We start from the raw sequence: 15,304 nt of genomic DNA, 5'->3' as shown, positions 1-15,304 counted from the left end.
GCGCCCCGGCGCTGGCTCGGCCACAATAGTGGGCCCGCCGCGGTCCATGCCGGCGCCCCGCCGGGGCCCTGAGGAATTGCGTGCGGTCGTTCCTATTCCCACGGTGACGCATGAATTTCCACGAATACCAGTCAAAACAACTGCTTGCCGAGTACGGCATCCCGGTCCCGGCCGGCAAGGTCGCTGCGACCCCGGACGAAGCTGTTGCCGCTGCCAACTCCCTGGGCCAGGGCCCCTGGATGGTCAAGGCGCAGATCCACGCTGGCGGCCGCGGCAAGGCTGGCGGCGTCAAGTTCTGCAAGACCACCGACGACGTGAAGGCCGCTGCGGCCAAGATGCTCGGCACCAAGATGGCCACCTACCAGACCGCTGGCGTTGAACTGCCGGTCAACCTGGTGCTGGTGACCACCGCTGGCGAGATCGTCAAGGAACTGTACCTGTCGGTGCTGGTTGACCGTGGCACCAAGACCATCACCTACATCGCTTCTTCGGAAGGCGGCGTGGAGATCGAGCAGGTCGCCGCTGAAACCCCGGAGCTGATCCACTCGCTGAACGTCGACTTCGTCGAAGGCGTGCAGGGTTACCACGGTCGTGATTTCGGCTTCAAGCTGGGCCTGACCGCCAAGCAGGCCGGCCAGTTCGCCAACATCATGGTGAACCTGTACCGCCTGTTCAACGAAAAGGACCTGGCGCTGGTTGAAATCAACCCGCTGGCCATCCTGGACGACGGCAACCTGTACGCGCTGGACGGCAAGTTCGACAGCGACGACAACGCCGCGTTCCGTCAGAAGGCGCTGGTCGCCATGCGCGACAAGACCCAGGAAGATCCGACCGAAGTGATCGCTTCGGAGCTGGACATCAACTACGTCACCATGGACGGCAACATCGGCTGCATGGTCAACGGCGCAGGCCTGGCCATGGCCACCATGGACGTCATCAAGCTCAACGGCGGCGAGCCGGCGAACTTCCTGGACGTGGGCGGCGGTGCCAACAAGCAGCGCGTCATTGAAGCATTCAAGCTGATCCTGTCCTCGGACAAGGTCGAAGGCATCTTCGTCAACATCTTCGGCGGCATCGTCCGCTGCGACATGATTGCCGAAGGCATCATCGCTGCTGTGAAGGAAGTGGGCGTCAAGGTTCCGGTCGTGGTGCGCCTGGAAGGCACCAACGTGGAAGAAGGCAAGCAGCTGCTGCGTGACAGCGGCATGGCCATCATCCCGGCCGACAACATCAACGACGGTGCCAAGAAGGTCGTCGAAGCTGTCAAGAACGCCGCCTGATCCGACACCGAAGGAAATCCAATGTCAGTTTTGATCAATAAGAACACCAAGGTGATCGTGCAGGGCTTCACCGGCCAGCAGGGCACCTTCCACGCCACTCAGATGATCGAGTACGGCACCCAGGTTGTTGGCGGCGTGACCCCGGGCAAGGGTGGCACCACCCATATTGACCTGCCGGTCTTCAACACCGTTGCCGACGCCGTGCAGAGCACCGGCGCCAACGCTTCGGTCATCTACGTGCCGCCGCCGTACGCAGCTGACGCGATCCTGGAAGCCGCTGCTGCCGGCATCAAGGTCATCGTCTGCATCACCGAAGGCATCCCGGTGCTGGACATGCTGCGCGTCAAGAACGTGCTGACCCGTTCGCATCCGGACACCGTGCTGATCGGGCCGAACTGCCCGGGCGTCATCACCCCGGGTGAGTGCAAGATCGGCATCATGCCGGGCCACATCCACAAGCCGGGCAAGATCGGCATCGTGTCGCGTTCGGGCACCCTGACCTATGAAGCGGTCAAGCAGACCACTGAAGTCGGCCTGGGCCAGTCCACCTGCATCGGCATCGGTGGTGACCCGATCAACGGCCTGAACTTCGTCGACTGCCTGAAGCTGTTCAACGAAGACCCGCAGACCGAAGGCATCATCATGGTCGGCGAAATCGGCGGCGACGCTGAAGAAGCCGGTGCCGAGTACATCAAGAACCACGTGAAGAAGCCGGTCGTCGGTTTCATCGCCGGTGCTTCGGCTCCGGCCGGCAAGCGCATGGGCCACGCCGGTGCGATCGCATCGGGCGGCAAGGGCACTGCCGAAGGCAAGTTTGCTGCAATGGAAGCTGCTGGCGTCGTCACCGTGCGTTCGCCGGGCGACCTGGGCGCTGCCATCGCCAAGCTGGTGAAATAAGATCGACTGCCTCCGGCAGACGATTCTGTAGAGCCGAGCCAACGCTCGGCTGCTTCAAACAGAAAGGCCGCCTCCGGGCGGCCTTTCTGCGTCTGGACATCGGCGACCCGCTGAACCCCATCCACGCATGGCGTGGATCTACTGAGCAGGGCCTGTCCACGGAGTGGGAGCGCCCGGCGCGCAGATGGCGCGGCGTTACAATGTGCCCATTGCAACCACAGGCTGGACCCTCATGGCTTCGATCCGCATCGCGATGGCGCAGTTCGACTTCCCGGTTGGCGATGTCGCCGGCAACACCGAGCGCATCATCGAGATGATCGGCCAGGCGCGCGACGAGTACGGCGCCGGGCTGGTGATGTTCCCCGAGCTGGCGGTCAGCGGCTATCCGCCGGAGGACCTGCTGCTGCGTCCGGGCTTCCTGTACGAGTGCGAGCAGGCGATGACCCGCATTGCCGCGGCGTGCCGTGGCATCACTGCTGTGGTCGGTTGGCCGCAGGCGGCCGGTGCGGTGGTCTACAACGCGGCCAGCGTGCTGCGTGATGGCCTGGTGGAGCAGACCTACCGCAAGCGCGAGCTGCCCAATTACGCGGTGTTCGACGAGCGCCGCTACTTCGATGTCGACCCGGACGGTGGCAGCTGCGTGTTCGAGGTTGATGGCATTCCGGTGGGCCTGCTGATCTGCGAAGACCTGTGGTTCGCCGAGCCGCTGGCCGATACGGTGCGTGCCGGTGCGCAGCTGGTGGTGGTGCCCAACGCTTCGCCCTACGAGCGCGGCAAGCATGCCCAGCGCGATGCGGTGCTGGCTGCACGTACCCGCGAAAGCGGCGCGGCCATCGCCTACCTCAACGTGGTGGGCGGCCAGGATGCCCTGGTGTTCGATGGTGCATCGGTGGTGGCCGACGGTGATGGCACGGTGCACCCCGCCGCCGCCGCCTTCGTCGACCAGTGGCTGGTGGTGGAGTACGACGGCGCTACGCGCCGCTTCATGCCGCACGTGTGGATGGACGACGGCGACGAAAGCATGGATGCGCTGGCCTGGCGCGCGGTGACCCGCGGCATCCAGGACTACTGCAGCAAGAACGGCTTCAAGAAGGTGTGGCTGGGTCTGTCCGGCGGCATTGACTCGGCGATCGTGCTGGCGATGGCGGTCGATGCGCTGGGCGCGGAGAACGTCACCGCCGTGCGCCTGCCCTCGCGCTATACCGCTGGCATGTCCAACGACCTGGCCGCCGAGCAGTGCGAAGCACTGGGCGTGAAGCTGGAGGCCGTTTCCATCGAGCCGGCATTCCAGGGCCTGATGCAGGCGCTGGCACCGATGTTCGAGGGCACCACGCCGGATGTGACCGAAGAGAACCTGCAGTCGCGCAGCCGTGGCGTGATCCTGATGGCGCTGGCCAATAAATTCGGCGGCCTGCTGCTGACCACCGGCAACAAGAGCGAGTACGCGGTGGGCTACGCCACGATCTATGGCGACATGTGTGGCGGCTACGCGCCGCTGAAGGATCTGTACAAGACCGAGGTGTTCGGCCTGTCCAAGTGGCGCAACACGGTGGGTGGCGCACCGGTGATCCCGCCGGCAGTGATCAGCCGCCCGCCCTCGGCCGAACTGCGCGAGAACCAGACCGACCAGGACTCGCTGCCGGCCTACGATGTGCTGGACGGCATCCTGTATCGCTACATCGACCAGGAGCAATCGCGCACGGAGATCGTCGCTGCCGGCTATGACCCAGCGGTGGTGGATCGTGTGCTGCGGCTGGTGCGCATCAGCGAGTGGAAGCGCCACCAGGCCGCGCCGGGCCCGAAGGTCTCGCGCCGCGCGTTCGGGCGTGAGCGCCGCTACCCGATCAGCAACGGCTACAAGAGCTGAGGGGCGGTCGCCGGGCATGGCCCGGCGCTACCAAACGATAGGTAGTGCCGGCCGCTGGCCGGCAACCGCGTGTACCGCCCATCCACGCATGGCGTGGATCTACTGGGCTTCGTTGAGCAGCTGTTCCAGGCCTGCGGTTTCAGCGGCCTCGTTGAAGGAGTCGTTGCCCAGCCGCGCACGAACGAATGCCAGGCCATCGGCCGCCGCGGCGTCGAGTGTGCCGCGATGGTCGACCGGGTATCGGCGGAATGCCACCGGTTCGGCGCGCAGGGCCAGGCCGACCGCATACAGCAGGGTGGTCAGATAGGGCACGTCGCGGTCCTGGCTGCCGTGGCCCAGCATCAGCGGCTGGCTGAAGCCCCGCCGTGGCACGCCCAGGTAGTCATGCAGCAGTGCCCAGATGCCCGGTACCGAGGTCAGCGGCGCGCTGAACATTTCTCCTGTGTTGGCGCCTTCCAGGGTGGCAGCCAATGGGCCGAGGCACTGCTGGCGTGCCAGCGCGACCCGAGCATGGCCTTCATCGCTGAGCACCTGCGCGATGCGCGGCTCCACCTGCAGCAGGCCATCGAGCAGGTAGGCGTGATAGGCGTTGACTGCACCGGGATTGGCTGTGCGGTTGTCGGGCTTCATGACCAGCGCGGTCAGTTCGACGGCCGTGGGCGTGCCGGTGGTGAAGCTGCCGCGGTACTGCAGCGAGGGCCCATAGGACGGTGCCAGATGGCCGGCAGTGAGCGCGGCGGCGCCGCCCTGCGAGTGGCCCACGGAGACCCAGCGCGGCGACAGCGTGGCAGTGCCGAGGAAATGGCGGCCGGCCTTGATGAGATCGATGGCGTTGCGCGCGGAGGTACGCACGTGCAGGTAGGCATGGTCACCCGGGCTGCCCAGGCCTTGGTAATCGGCGGCAACGACGGCATAGCCCTGTCCCAGGAACTGGTCGAGGAAGCGGCCGTCGCGCTCGGGCTGATAGGGGCCGGATACCGAAGGCGCGCAGTGGTCGGCGATGCCCTGGGTGCCGTGTGCCCAGGACACCACCGGCCAGCCACCTGCCGGCGCAGGCCCAGCGGGCAGGTAGACCAGCCCGGTGGCCTGGGCCAGGCCACCGTGATGATCGGGGGTGCGGTAGGCCAGCTTGTAGGCCTGGGCGGCCTTGGAGGGCACCCAGCTGGCGCGGTAGGGCGAGGCTGAGAGCAGGTCGCCCGGCTGCGCCGCGAGGGCGGCAACGGGGCTGGCGGCCAGAGCGAGCAGGGCCGTGACCAGCAGGGTCGGGCGGGGTCGGAACCGCAGGGACGATGAGGACATGTGGCGCTCCATGCAGGCCGGGATGGCCTTTGCGCCGCAGTCTGGAAGCTGCCCTTCGCGCTGACTGGGACGGACGTCGCAGCGATCGCGGATTCGGAGAATTCCTAGCGATGACGCCAGGCAAAAAAAGGCCCCTTGCGGGGCCTTTTTTCTTACTTCTTTTCCAGTCGCGCGTTGCGCTGGCCGGTGGCGGCGGACTTCTCGCCGGCAAACGGGTTCAGCTTGCGGATCATCCACGGGTACTTCGGCCACTTGCCTTCCAGCCACGGGTGGTCCGGCTGGTTCAGCTGCAGGACGCGGCGGGCGTCGTCGGCCAGGGTCTTGTTGCCCAGGTGGGTGTAGGAGTCAGCCAGTACCGCCACGGCATCGTTCTGGAACGCGCTCTGCGGGTAGGTTTCCAGCAGGTAGTTGGCGCGGCCGGCGGCCGAGACGTAGGCGCCACGGCGCATGTAGTACAGCGCGTTGTCGAGTTCGTGCTGGGCGAATACGTCACGCAGCACCAGCATGCGCTGGCGCGCATCGGCGGCATAGCGGCTGTTGGGGTAGCGGTCGACCACGATGTTGAAGTCTGAATACGCCTGGTGCGGCGTGGACAGATCGCGGCGGCTTGCGTCCAGCGACCATACGCGACGAAGGAAAACCGTATTGCGGTTGGAGTTGGCCAGGCCGCGCAGGTAGTACAGGTACGCGATGTTGCGGTGGGTCGGGTAGGTACGGATGAAGCGGTCGATGCTGGACACGGCGTCATCGTGCTTGCCGGCCTTGTACTGGGCATAGGCCGATTCGATCATCGCCTGCTCGGTGTACGGGCCGTAGGGATACTGCGCCACCAGACGGCGGAAGCTGGCTTCAGCGCCGCTCCAGTTGCCGCCTTGCATCAGCTTGTGGCTCTTTTCGTAGAGCTGTTCGACCGGGGTGCCTTCATCAGGGCGATCGCCCTTGGTGCCGCGGTTGCAGCCGGTGGCGACGATGACCAGCACCAGCAGAAGGGCGGTGAGGCGGACGGGCGCGGAGAGCAGGACGGAGCGTCGGATCATGGGGTCAATGCGGGACGCGGCTGGAATACGAAGGGTCGATGATAGCCTAGTGTCCTGTCCAGCGACTGAAACCGGCTCGCCGGGACCCCAAAATTTCAAAGATGCCCCCTGCCATGTCTGAACAACCCTCCGAATCGGCCCGCCAGGCCATTGTCCCCGACACCTCCGCCGGCCGTCGTTTCGACGCAGTCGTGGCCGAGCTGTTCCCCGAATACTCCCGCTCCCGCCTGACCGAGTGGATCAAGGCCGGCGACGTCCTGCTGGACGGCGCGCAGGCGCGCCCGCGCGATGCACTGCGCGGTGGCGAGGTGGTCACCCTGCAGGTGGTGCTGGAGACCCAGACCACCGCCGAGCCGGAAGACATCCCGCTGGACGTGCTGTTCGAGGACGAGCACCTGCTGGTGATCAACAAGCCGGTTGGTCTGGTCGTGCACCCCGGTGCCGGCAACCACAGCGGCACGCTGGTCAATGCGCTGCTGTACCGCGACCCGTCGGTGGCGGTGCTGCCGCGCGCGGGCATCGTGCATCGCCTGGACAAGGACACCAGCGGCGTGATGGTCGTGGCCCGCACGCTGGAAGCGCAGACCGCGCTGGTCGAACAGTTGGCCGCCCGTGACGTGCACCGCCAGTACCTGGCCGTGGTGATGGGCGCGCTGGTGGCCGGTGGTACGGCCGATGCGCCGATCGACCGTCACCCGCGCGACCGCCTGAAGATGGGCGTGCGCGAGGATGGCAAGGAAGCGGTGACCCATTACCGCCTGCGCGAGCGCTTCCGCGCGCATACCGCGCTGGAATGCCGCCTGGAAACCGGGCGCACCCACCAGATCCGCGTGCACATGGCGCACCTGCGTCATCCGATCGTGGGCGATCAGCTGTACGGCGGTGCGCTGAAGCTGCCCAAGGGTGCCAGCGACGAGCTGGTGGCCGCGCTGCGCGGCTTCAAGCGCCAGGCCCTGCATGCAGAGACCCTGGAATTCGTGCATCCGATCAGCGGTGAGCCGGTGCGCAATACCGCGCCGGCGCCGGCCGACATGCTGCACCTGATGAAGGTGCTGCGCGAAGACAGCGCTGCCTTCGCCGAGCGCGAGCGGAACCGCTGGTAATGACGACCGCGCTGCCGCTGCTGCAGGCCGATTGGCCGACGCCCCCGGGTGTGCATGCGCTGACCACGCGCCGGCACGGCGCAGGCGTCTCGCCGGAGCCGTTCGCCCAGTTCAACCTGGGCAACCGGCACGCGGCCGACGGTGACACGCCGGCCAATGTCGAGCACAACCGGCAGTTGCTGCAGCAGGGGCTGGCACTGCCGTCGGCGCCGCATTGGCTGCGCCAGGTGCACAGCAGCACCGTGCTGCGCTTTGGCGCGCCGCCGGTGGATGGAGCCAGCGAGCCGGTGGCTGATGCCGCGGTGACCTCGGTACCTGGCGTGGTGCTGGCGATCCTCACCGCAGACTGCCTGCCGGTGGTGTTCGCCGCCGTCGATGGCAGCGAGGTGGGCGCTGCCCATGCCGGTTGGCGCGGCCTGGCCGACGGCATGCTGGAGGCCACCGTGGCCGCCATGCAGACGCCGCCGGCACAGCTGCGCGCGTGGCTGGGCCCGGCAGCGGGGCCGGCCGATTACGAGATCGGCGAAGAGGTGTACCACGCCTTCGTCGGCCACGACGCGGCCGCTGCGGCGGCCTTCGTAGCGACCCGCCCCGGTCACTGGAAAGTGGACCTGTTCGCGCTGGCGCGACAGCGCCTGCAGGCGGCGGGCATGGAGCTGGGCAACATCCATGGCGGCACGGTCTCGACCATGGCCGATGCAGACCTGTACTCGCATCGCCGCGACCGCCGTACCGGACGGATGGCGACGCTGGTGTGGATGGACTGATGCGGAGCGATCGCGTTGCGGGGGCAGAACCTGGCGGCGTGATCGTCTTCGACGGCGTCTGCGCGCTGTGCAGCCGCTGGGTGCGTTTTCTGCTGCGGTTCGACCGGCAGGAGCACTTTCGCTTCGCGGCAATGCAGGGCGCGCAGGGCAGCGCGCTGTTGCGGGTGCACGGCCTGGACGCGCACGACCCGACCTCGTTCCTGCTGTTGGACGCGCAGGGCGCGTGGACCGATACCGATGCGATCCTGCGCGTTCTGCGGGCATTGGGCGGTGCTTGGCGCTTGGCGGCCGTGCTGCGCGTGCTGCCACGGCGCTGGCGCGATGGTGCGTACCGCGTGCTGGCGCGCAACCGCTATCGCTGGTTCGGGCGGCATGACGCCTGCTTCCTGCCGACGCCGGCACAGGCCGCGCGCTTCCTCGATTGATCGCCTGTTGTTGTAGAGCCGAGCCATGCTCGGCTGGCTTTTGTAGAGTCAAGCCATGCTCGATTGCTCCACTCGACTCCACGGAAGAGCCAGCCGAGCATGGCTCGGCTCTACAGGAGCGCTTGCCTCAGCCTTCCAGCGCCTCGAGGTAGCTGCGGCGCCAGTGGTTGATGTCGTACGTGCGCAGGTGTTCCATCATCGCGTGCCAGCGTTCCTGGCGCTTGCGCAGTGACATCGTCGCGGCGGTGGCGATGGCATCGGCCACACCATCCAGATCGTGCGGGTTGACCAGCAGTGCCTGCTTCAGTTCATCGGCGGCGCCGGCCAGCAGGGACAGCACCAGCACGCCCGGATCTTCCGGGTCCTGCGAGGCCACGTATTCCTTGGCGACCAGGTTCATGCCATCGCGCAACGGGGTGACCAGGCCGACAGCGGCGGCACGGTAGAAACCGGTCAGCGTGGCGTGGGTGAAGTTCTGGTTGACGTAGCGCAGCGGGGTCCAGTCGGGCTCGGCGTGGCCACCGTTGATGTGGCCGGCGATCTGCTCCAGCTGGCTGCGCAGTTGCCGGTACTCGGTGACATCGCCGCGCGAGACCGGCGCGATCTGCAGGTAGGTGAGCGAGCCGCGCTGGTCGGGATGGCGCTGCAGGTAGCGTTCGAAGCCAAGGAAACGCTCGGGCAGGCCCTTGGAGTAGTCCAGGCGGTCCACGCCGATGGCGAGCTGGCGGTCGCGCAGGCTGCTGCGCAGGTTCTTCACTGCCGCCTTGCTGGCGGCGGTGCTGGCCTGGCGGGCGATCAGCTCGGTGTCGATGCCGATCGGGAACGCCGCGGCGCGGAAGTGACGTCCACCGGGTGCTTCGAGGTTGCCGTTGTCAAGCACCCGACCGCCGCCGAACAGGCGCAGGTAGGTCTGGAAGCGATCGGCATCGCGCTGGGTCTGGAAGCCGACCAGGTCGTAGGCATACAGCGCCGAGAACAGCCGCAGATGGTCGGGCATCGCCTGCAGCAGATCGGCCGAGGGCATCGGGATGTGCAGGAAGAACCCGATGCGGCAGCCGATGCCGCGCTCGCGCAGCATCGCGCCGAGCGGAATCAGGTGGTAATCGTGGATCCAGACGATGTCGTCTTCGCGCAGCAGCGGCGCCAGCTTGTCGGCGAACAGCGCGTTGACCCTGTGGTAGGTCTCGCGGGTGCCGCGGTCGTAGTCGACCAGATCCAGGCGGAAGTGCAGCAGGGGCCACAGGGTGCGATTGGCGAAGCCGTTGTAGTAGCCGTCCACATCACGCTTGGCCAGGTCCATGGTGACGTACTGGATATCGCCGTCGCGCTGTTCGTGCAGCGCGCCACTGGCCTCGCGCACGCTCTTGCCGCTCCAGCCGAACCACAGCCCGCCGCGTTCCTTCAATGCCGCCAGCAGGCCGACAGCGAGGCCGCCGGCGCGGTTCTCGCCGGGGACGGCAACGCGGTTGGAAACAATGACAAGACGGCTCACGAGGCCTCCTGCCAGGACCGCGACAGGCGCATCGCTGCGGTGATCAGGCCGACATGCGAGTAGGTCTGCGGGAAGTTGCCCCAGGCTTCACCACCGTCGAAGGCCAGGTCCTCCGACAGCAGGCCCAGATGATTGCGTTGCTGCAACAGCGCTTCGAACATCTCGCGCGCTTCGTCCATGCGGCCGATCGCGGCGAGCGCATCGATGTACCAGAACGTGCAGATGGTGAAGCTGGTTTCCGGCTCGCCGAAATCATCCGGTGCGATGTAGCGGTACAGCGCGTTGCCATGCTTGAGGTCGCGGCCGATGGCCTCGACGGTGGCGACGAAGCGTGCGTCGTTGGCGTCGATGAAGCCGATGTCGGCCAGCAGCAGCAACGAGGCATCCAGGCGATGGCCATCGAAGGTATCGGTGAAGTGGCCGAGCTCCTCGCTCCAGGATTTTTCCATGATGCGTGCGTGGATGGTGTCGGCACGCTCGCGCCAGTACTGCGCGCGGTCATCACGCTTCAGGCGCACGGCGATCTTGCACAGGCGATCGCACGCCGCCCAGCACATCGCGCTGGTGTAGGTGTGCACTTCGGTGCGGCCGCGGAATTCCCACAGGCCGGCGTCGGGCACGTCGTGCAGGGCGAAGGCCTGCTCGCCCAGCGGTTCCAGCCGTGCGAAGGTATGGCTGTCACCGGGATCCTGCAGGCGGCGGTCGAAGAACAGCTGGGTGGAGGCCAGCACCACGCTGCCGTATACATCGTGCTGGCGCTGCACCCAGGCCAGGTTGCCGCGCCGCACCGGGCCCATGCCGCGGTAACCGGACAGGCTGGGTACTTCATCCTCATCCAGCTTGGCTTCGAAGCCGATGCCATACAGCGGCTGCAGGGTGCCGTCGGTGGTGGCCAGGTTGAAGATGTAACCGAGGAACTGCTCCATCGTGCGGGTGGCGCCCAGACGGTTCAGCGCGCGCACCACGAAGGCGGCGTCGCGCAGCCAGCAGTAGCGGTAGTCCCAGTTGCGCACGCTGCCGGGCGCCTCCGGAATCGAGGTGGTCATCGCCGCGATTATCGCGCCACTGTCCTCGTACTGGCAGAGCTTGAGGGTGATCGCACTGCGGATCACCGCGTCCTGCCATTCCAGCGGAATGGACAGGTAACGCACCCATTCGCGCCAGTAGTCGCGGGTGCGCTGGAAGGCTTCCTGCACGTAGCCGCTGATGGAGCGGTTGAGCGATTCATCCACCCCCAGGATCAGGTGGATGGGGTGGTTGAGCACGAACGGCAGGCCATCACGCACGAAGCGCACAGGAACGTCGGTGGTCAGGCGCAGCACATGCTCGGGCAGGATCCAGCGCACATGGTTGCTGCCCCAGGTGGACTCGGGCACGCGTGCGCCCCAGTCGGCCAGGGGACGCGCGCGGATCACGATACGCGGGCTGCCGGACAGCGGACGCACCTGGCGGATCAGGCTGACTGGCCGGTAGAAACGATCGTTCTGGCGCCAGCGCGGGGCGAAATCGAGGATTTCCAGCGCGCCGCCATGCGCATCGCGCAGCACGGTGCGCAGGATCGCGGTGTTGGTGAGGTACTCCTGTTCGCTGTCGGCGAAGTCCTCCAGCTCGATGGCGAAGTCGCCGCCGGTCTGCTGGTTGGGGCTGAGCAGGGCACAGAAGGTCGGGTCGCCGTCGAAGGTCGGCAGGCAACTCCAGACAACACGGGCGTGTTTGTCGACCAGGGCGCCGAAGCTGCCGTTGCCGACCACGCCCAGATCAAGATCGGGTTGGGTCATCACGCGGTACATCTCGGTTGCGGCCGTGGGGGCCGGGGTCAATACGCATTCTCACGCAGCCAGGCGTGCACGCTGCGTATGTCGGGCAGCGCGAACACCGCCGCGCTGGGTTCACGTTCGCCGATCAGCACGCTCCAGCCGTGCAGGCCGTTGGCCGCATCGAAGCCGAATTCATCGGTCAGGTCATCACCGAGGAACACCGGCAGACGACCACGGAACGGCAGGTACTGCATCAGCCGACGTACGGCCCGGCCCTTGTTGGTAGCCACCGGAACGAATTCAACGACATGGTCGCCCGGCTGCAGGCGGTAGCTGGCACGGCCGCGGATGTGGCGGTCGGCGAAGGCACGCACGTCGTTGGCTGCATGCGGTGCACCACGCCAGTGCAGGGCCAGGCCTACGCCCTTGTTCTCGACCAGTACGCCGGGGTGGCCATGGGCGAAACGCATGGCTTGTTGATGAAGGGCATGCAGCCAGTCGGCGGTGTCGTCGCCATGCTCATCGCGTATGACGTGCCCGTCCTGTGCACGCAGCTCGTGGCCATGCAGGCCCGCGGCGGGAAGCTTGAGTGGCGCGAACAACTGGTCCAGCTGTTCAAGCGGGCGACCACTGACCAGTGCCACGGCACCTTCCAGTCGATCACTGATGCGGCCGATGGCTTCACGCACATCGGGGAGAAGCTGCACGGCGTCGGGGCGTGCAGCGAATTCGATCAGGGTGCCGTCCACATCGAGGAACAACGCGCAGGCGTCGTCCAGCAATGGAGGTGGCGGACGCAGGGGGAGCGGTTCAGCCATGGCGACCACCATGCCAGCGCCAGCGTGTACGTGGGGTCGAGGTCAGGCTACGGCTGTGGTTCGTGCCGGCTGTGCGGACCAACGGTCCGCACCCACCCAAGGCAATCACACCCAGAGCAATCAGAACGTGTAACGCACGCGCCCGTAGTAATACGCACCGTTGCTGCCGATCGGCGACAGCACGTCGTAGGGCAGGTTGCCGAAGTAGTGGATGTCCTCGTTGGAGCGATCCGGGTAGTTGTCGGTCAGGTTCTGCCCACCGATGGCCACGCTCCACTGCGGCGTGATGCGGTACTCCACTTCCGCATCCAGCTGCCACTCGGCCTGGTAGGTCTGGCGCGGAATGTAGCCATCACCGAAGTTGAATACGCGGGTCGCGCTGCCGTAGCGGTTCACCCGGCTGCTCAGCGACCAGCGGTCGTTGCTCCAGCTGGCCGCGAAACTGCCACGGGTGCGCGGTGTGGCATCGGTCAGCGTATTGGTCTCTTCGATGCCGAACAGTACGTAGTCCGGGTCGAGTGCCTGCAATTGCGCGGGCGTGGCCAATACGTTCTTCAATGTGGTCTTGGTGTAGGCGTAGGTGCCGGTCAGCAGCAGCTGGCCATCGCCCAGCGACTGCCGCCAGTTGCTCACCAGCTCGGCACCGCGGGTGCGCGTGTCGGCGGCGTTGACGAAGAAGCTGGCGCTCTGCAGGCCGCTGACGCCGTAGTTGGCGGCCACGTAGTCGGTCAGCGCATCGCCGGTGATGCTCTCCGACAGTGCGATGCGGTCATCGATGTCGATCTGGAAGAAGTCCAGTGACAGGTCGAAGTGCTCGCCGATGCGGCTGGTGAAGCCGAGCGAGGTGTTCAGCGACTTCTCCGGCTTCAGGTCCTGCGCGCCCAGGCCACGGGCGATGGGGTTGTTGACCGACAGCAGGCGGCCCTGCACCAGCTGGCCACCGGCGTTGTAGCCGGTGGAGGTGGATTCGTAGCCGATCTGCGCCAGCGACGGTGCGCGGAAATTGTTGGAGATCGCGCCGCGCAGGGCGAATGCAGGGGTGAACTCGTAGCGCAGGCCGAGCTTGCCGGTCAGTTCGCCGCCGAAGTCATCGCTGTGCTCGTAGCGCGCGGCCAGATCGGTGGAGAATTTCTCGCCGAACTGACTGGACAGGCTGGCGTAGGCGCTGGCCACATCACGCGACAGGGTGGCCGCGTCCTGCGGGGTCAGGCCGCCGCCCGCCTGCGAGCCGGTCGGACGATCGGTGTAGAGGCCGGCGGCGTAGCTGGCCGGGTCGCCTGGACGCGTCTGGTAGCGCTCGTGGCGGGCTTCCGCGCCCAGGCCCAGGGTGTGGCTGATGCTGTCGGACTGGGAGAACACGCGGCTCAGATCGAAGTTGCCAACGGTCTGCGCGTACTCGTAGTCGGCGGTCTTGAAGCGGGTCGGGCTGGTCGGGCCCAGCGAGGCGTTCAGCGAATCACGCAGGCGGTAGGTGAAGTCGTTCTGGCCGTAATCCAGGCTGCCGTCGTAAGCCCATTCGCCCCACTGCCCGCGCACGCCGGCCACCGCCTGCACGTCGCGGTTCTCGCCTTCGGAGATCGGCCGGTAGCCATTGGGATAGACCTGCTTCCAGTTGGCATCGCCGTCGGGGTAGCGGAAGTAGTTCGCGCCTTCGGTGTCACGCTGGTTGAACGTGCCGAACGCATAGAACGTCGCGGTCTTGCCGACCGGAATCTCGGTGTTCAGCCACAGGTTGATGTCCTTGCTGGCGCCATCACCGAGCACGTAGTTGCGCTTGCCCTGCAGGGCAAGATTGGCCTCGGTCTGGTCCCACGGCGGAATCTGGTCGAAGCCGGCGCGGTTGGTGCCGTTGCGCTTCTTGTACTCCAGGCCCACGCGCAGGAAGCCGCCGTCCTCGCCCAGCGAGGTGCCGACCTTGGCGCTGATGTTGCCGGTCTGGCCATCGGTGAGGGTGCGGCCGATCGGCTTGAGATCGGTGTGGTTGGCGCCGTAGCTGGCTTCGATCTCGCCACCGTCGCCACCGTTGTCGAGGATCACGTTGATCACGCCGGCCACCGCATCGGAGCCGTACAGCGCACCCGCACCATCACGCAGCACTTCGATGCGCTTGATGGCGCTGACCGGGATCGAATTGAAGTCGACCGGGGTGGTGCCCTTGCCGATCTTGCTGTCGGTGTTGACCAGCGCGGTGTGGTGGCGGCGCTTGCCGTTGATCAGCACCAGCACCTGGTCCGGCGACAGTCCGCGCAGCTGCGCGGCGCGCACGTGGTCGGCGCCGCCCGAGTTGGACTGGCGCGGGAAGTTGAACGAGGGCAGCAGGGCCTGCAGGGCGCTGCCGAGCTCGCCATTGACCACGCCGGCCTTGCGGATGTCCTCGGCGGTCAGCACGTCCACCGGCGAAGTGGATTCAAGCACGGTGCGGTCGGCGGCGCGGGTGCCGGTGACGATCACCGTGTCCAGGTTGGTGGCGGCGTCCTGGGCCGAAGCCAGGGCGGGGGACAGGGCGAGCGCGATGGCGAGGCCGAGCGGCGACGCGGACAGGCGGGGGGACATGCGGACTCC

The 15,304-nt window shown here is 66.7% G+C and carries 12 protein-coding genes; 6 read left to right on the top strand and 6 right to left on the bottom strand.

Features of this window, described 5'->3' with window-relative positions:
- Window positions 1-110: 110 nt before the first annotated feature.
- The 3 genes from sucC (at window position 111) to GIW57_RS05975 (ending at window position 4,044) form a co-directional block, all read left to right on the top strand.
- Entirely contained in the window at window positions 111-1,280 is a 1,170-nt protein-coding gene (sucC, locus tag GIW57_RS05985) for an ADP-forming succinate--CoA ligase subunit beta (RefSeq protein ID WP_025874298.1), read from the top strand.
- 21 nt (window positions 1,281-1,301) lie between these two features.
- Window positions 1,302-2,177 (top strand): succinate--CoA ligase subunit alpha, encoded by an 876-nt coding sequence (sucD, locus tag GIW57_RS05980; RefSeq protein WP_017356169.1) that lies wholly within the window; start codon window positions 1,302-1,304, stop codon window positions 2,175-2,177.
- 232 nt (window positions 2,178-2,409) lie between these two features.
- A complete protein-coding gene (locus GIW57_RS05975; RefSeq protein ID WP_205406018.1) occupies window positions 2,410-4,044 on the top strand; it encodes an NAD+ synthase in 1,635 nt (544 codons plus the stop codon).
- A 99-nt stretch (window positions 4,045-4,143) separates the two neighbouring features.
- Here the strand turns inward: GIW57_RS05975 and GIW57_RS05970 are convergent, their stop codons facing one another.
- A complete protein-coding gene (locus GIW57_RS05970) occupies window positions 4,144-5,343 on the bottom strand; it encodes a lipase family protein (RefSeq protein ID WP_236509453.1) in 1,200 nt (399 codons plus the stop codon).
- 152 nt (window positions 5,344-5,495) lie between these two features.
- Window positions 5,496-6,380, bottom strand: coding sequence for an outer membrane protein assembly factor BamD (locus GIW57_RS05965; protein ID WP_099820877.1), 885 nt, complete (start codon window positions 6,378-6,380; stop codon window positions 5,496-5,498).
- A 113-nt stretch (window positions 6,381-6,493) separates the two neighbouring features.
- Between GIW57_RS05965 and rluD the strand changes: the two genes are divergently transcribed.
- The 3 genes from rluD to GIW57_RS05950 are packed head-to-tail and all read left to right on the top strand — an operon-like array spanning window position 6,494 to window position 8,675.
- The gene (gene rluD, locus GIW57_RS05960) at window positions 6,494-7,483 is read left to right on the top strand and encodes a 23S rRNA pseudouridine(1911/1915/1917) synthase RluD (protein ID WP_099820878.1); all 990 of its coding nucleotides are present in this window, start codon (window positions 6,494-6,496) and stop codon (window positions 7,481-7,483) included.
- The gene (pgeF, locus tag GIW57_RS05955; protein WP_236509451.1) at window positions 7,483-8,250 is read left to right on the top strand and encodes a peptidoglycan editing factor PgeF; all 768 of its coding nucleotides are present in this window, start codon (window positions 7,483-7,485) and stop codon (window positions 8,248-8,250) included. The genes rluD and pgeF overlap by 1 nt, the downstream gene beginning before the upstream one ends.
- Window positions 8,250-8,675, top strand: coding sequence for a thiol-disulfide oxidoreductase DCC family protein (locus GIW57_RS05950; protein ID WP_236509450.1), 426 nt, complete (start codon window positions 8,250-8,252; stop codon window positions 8,673-8,675). The genes pgeF and GIW57_RS05950 overlap by 1 nt, the downstream gene beginning before the upstream one ends.
- 127 nt (window positions 8,676-8,802) lie before the next feature.
- On the opposite strand, the gene otsA is transcribed toward GIW57_RS05950, so the two are convergent.
- The 4 genes from otsA to GIW57_RS05930 form a co-directional block, all read right to left on the bottom strand.
- Complete coding sequence (gene otsA / locus GIW57_RS05945; protein ID WP_180165720.1) at window positions 8,803-10,167, bottom strand: alpha,alpha-trehalose-phosphate synthase (UDP-forming); 1,365 nt, start codon at window positions 10,165-10,167, stop codon at window positions 8,803-8,805.
- Window positions 10,164-11,945: a glycoside hydrolase family 15 protein gene (locus GIW57_RS05940; protein ID WP_236509448.1), complete on the bottom strand. Its 1,782-nt coding sequence runs from the start codon at window positions 11,943-11,945 to the stop codon at window positions 10,164-10,166. The genes otsA and GIW57_RS05940 overlap by 4 nt, the downstream gene beginning before the upstream one ends.
- Window positions 11,946-11,983: 38 nt before the next feature.
- Window positions 11,984-12,742 (bottom strand): trehalose-phosphatase, encoded by a 759-nt coding sequence (gene otsB, locus GIW57_RS05935; protein WP_099820904.1) that lies wholly within the window; start codon window positions 12,740-12,742, stop codon window positions 11,984-11,986.
- Window positions 12,743-12,862: 120 nt separating this feature from the next.
- Window positions 12,863-15,295 (bottom strand): TonB-dependent receptor, encoded by a 2,433-nt coding sequence (locus GIW57_RS05930; RefSeq protein ID WP_236509523.1) that lies wholly within the window; start codon window positions 15,293-15,295, stop codon window positions 12,863-12,865.
- Window positions 15,296-15,304 lie beyond the last annotated feature (9 nt).

The sequence above is a fragment of the Stenotrophomonas sp. PA-6-5C genome, assembly GCF_021605635.1.
In the GTDB taxonomy this organism is placed as follows: domain Bacteria; phylum Pseudomonadota; class Gammaproteobacteria; order Xanthomonadales; family Xanthomonadaceae; genus Stenotrophomonas; species Stenotrophomonas lactitubi.
The sequence above is the reverse complement of the archived record's forward strand: the minus strand, read 5'-3'. Positions and strand labels throughout refer to the sequence as shown.

Coding starts and splice junctions, on each gene's coding strand:
- sucC (WP_025874298.1), top strand. CDS start 111: ATGAATTTCCACGAATACCAGTCAAAACAACTGCTTGCCGAGTACGGC.
- sucD (WP_017356169.1), top strand. CDS start 1,302: ATGTCAGTTTTGATCAATAAGAACACCAAGGTGATCGTGCAGGGCTTC.
- GIW57_RS05975 (WP_205406018.1), top strand. CDS start 2,410: ATGGCTTCGATCCGCATCGCGATGGCGCAGTTCGACTTCCCGGTTGGC.
- GIW57_RS05970 (WP_236509453.1), bottom strand. CDS start 5,343: ATGTCCTCATCGTCCCTGCGGTTCCGACCCCGCCCGACCCTGCTGGTC.
- GIW57_RS05965 (WP_099820877.1), bottom strand. CDS start 6,380: ATGATCCGACGCTCCGTCCTGCTCTCCGCGCCCGTCCGCCTCACCGCC.
- rluD (WP_099820878.1), top strand. CDS start 6,494: ATGTCTGAACAACCCTCCGAATCGGCCCGCCAGGCCATTGTCCCCGAC.
- pgeF (WP_236509451.1), top strand. CDS start 7,483: ATGACGACCGCGCTGCCGCTGCTGCAGGCCGATTGGCCGACGCCCCCG.
- GIW57_RS05950 (WP_236509450.1), top strand. CDS start 8,250: ATGCGGAGCGATCGCGTTGCGGGGGCAGAACCTGGCGGCGTGATCGTC.
- GIW57_RS05940 (WP_236509448.1), bottom strand. CDS start 11,945: ATGACCCAACCCGATCTTGATCTGGGCGTGGTCGGCAACGGCAGCTTC.
- otsB (WP_099820904.1), bottom strand. CDS start 12,742: ATGGCTGAACCGCTCCCCCTGCGTCCGCCACCTCCATTGCTGGACGAC.
- GIW57_RS05930 (WP_236509523.1), bottom strand. CDS start 15,295: ATGTCCCCCCGCCTGTCCGCGTCGCCGCTCGGCCTCGCCATCGCGCTC.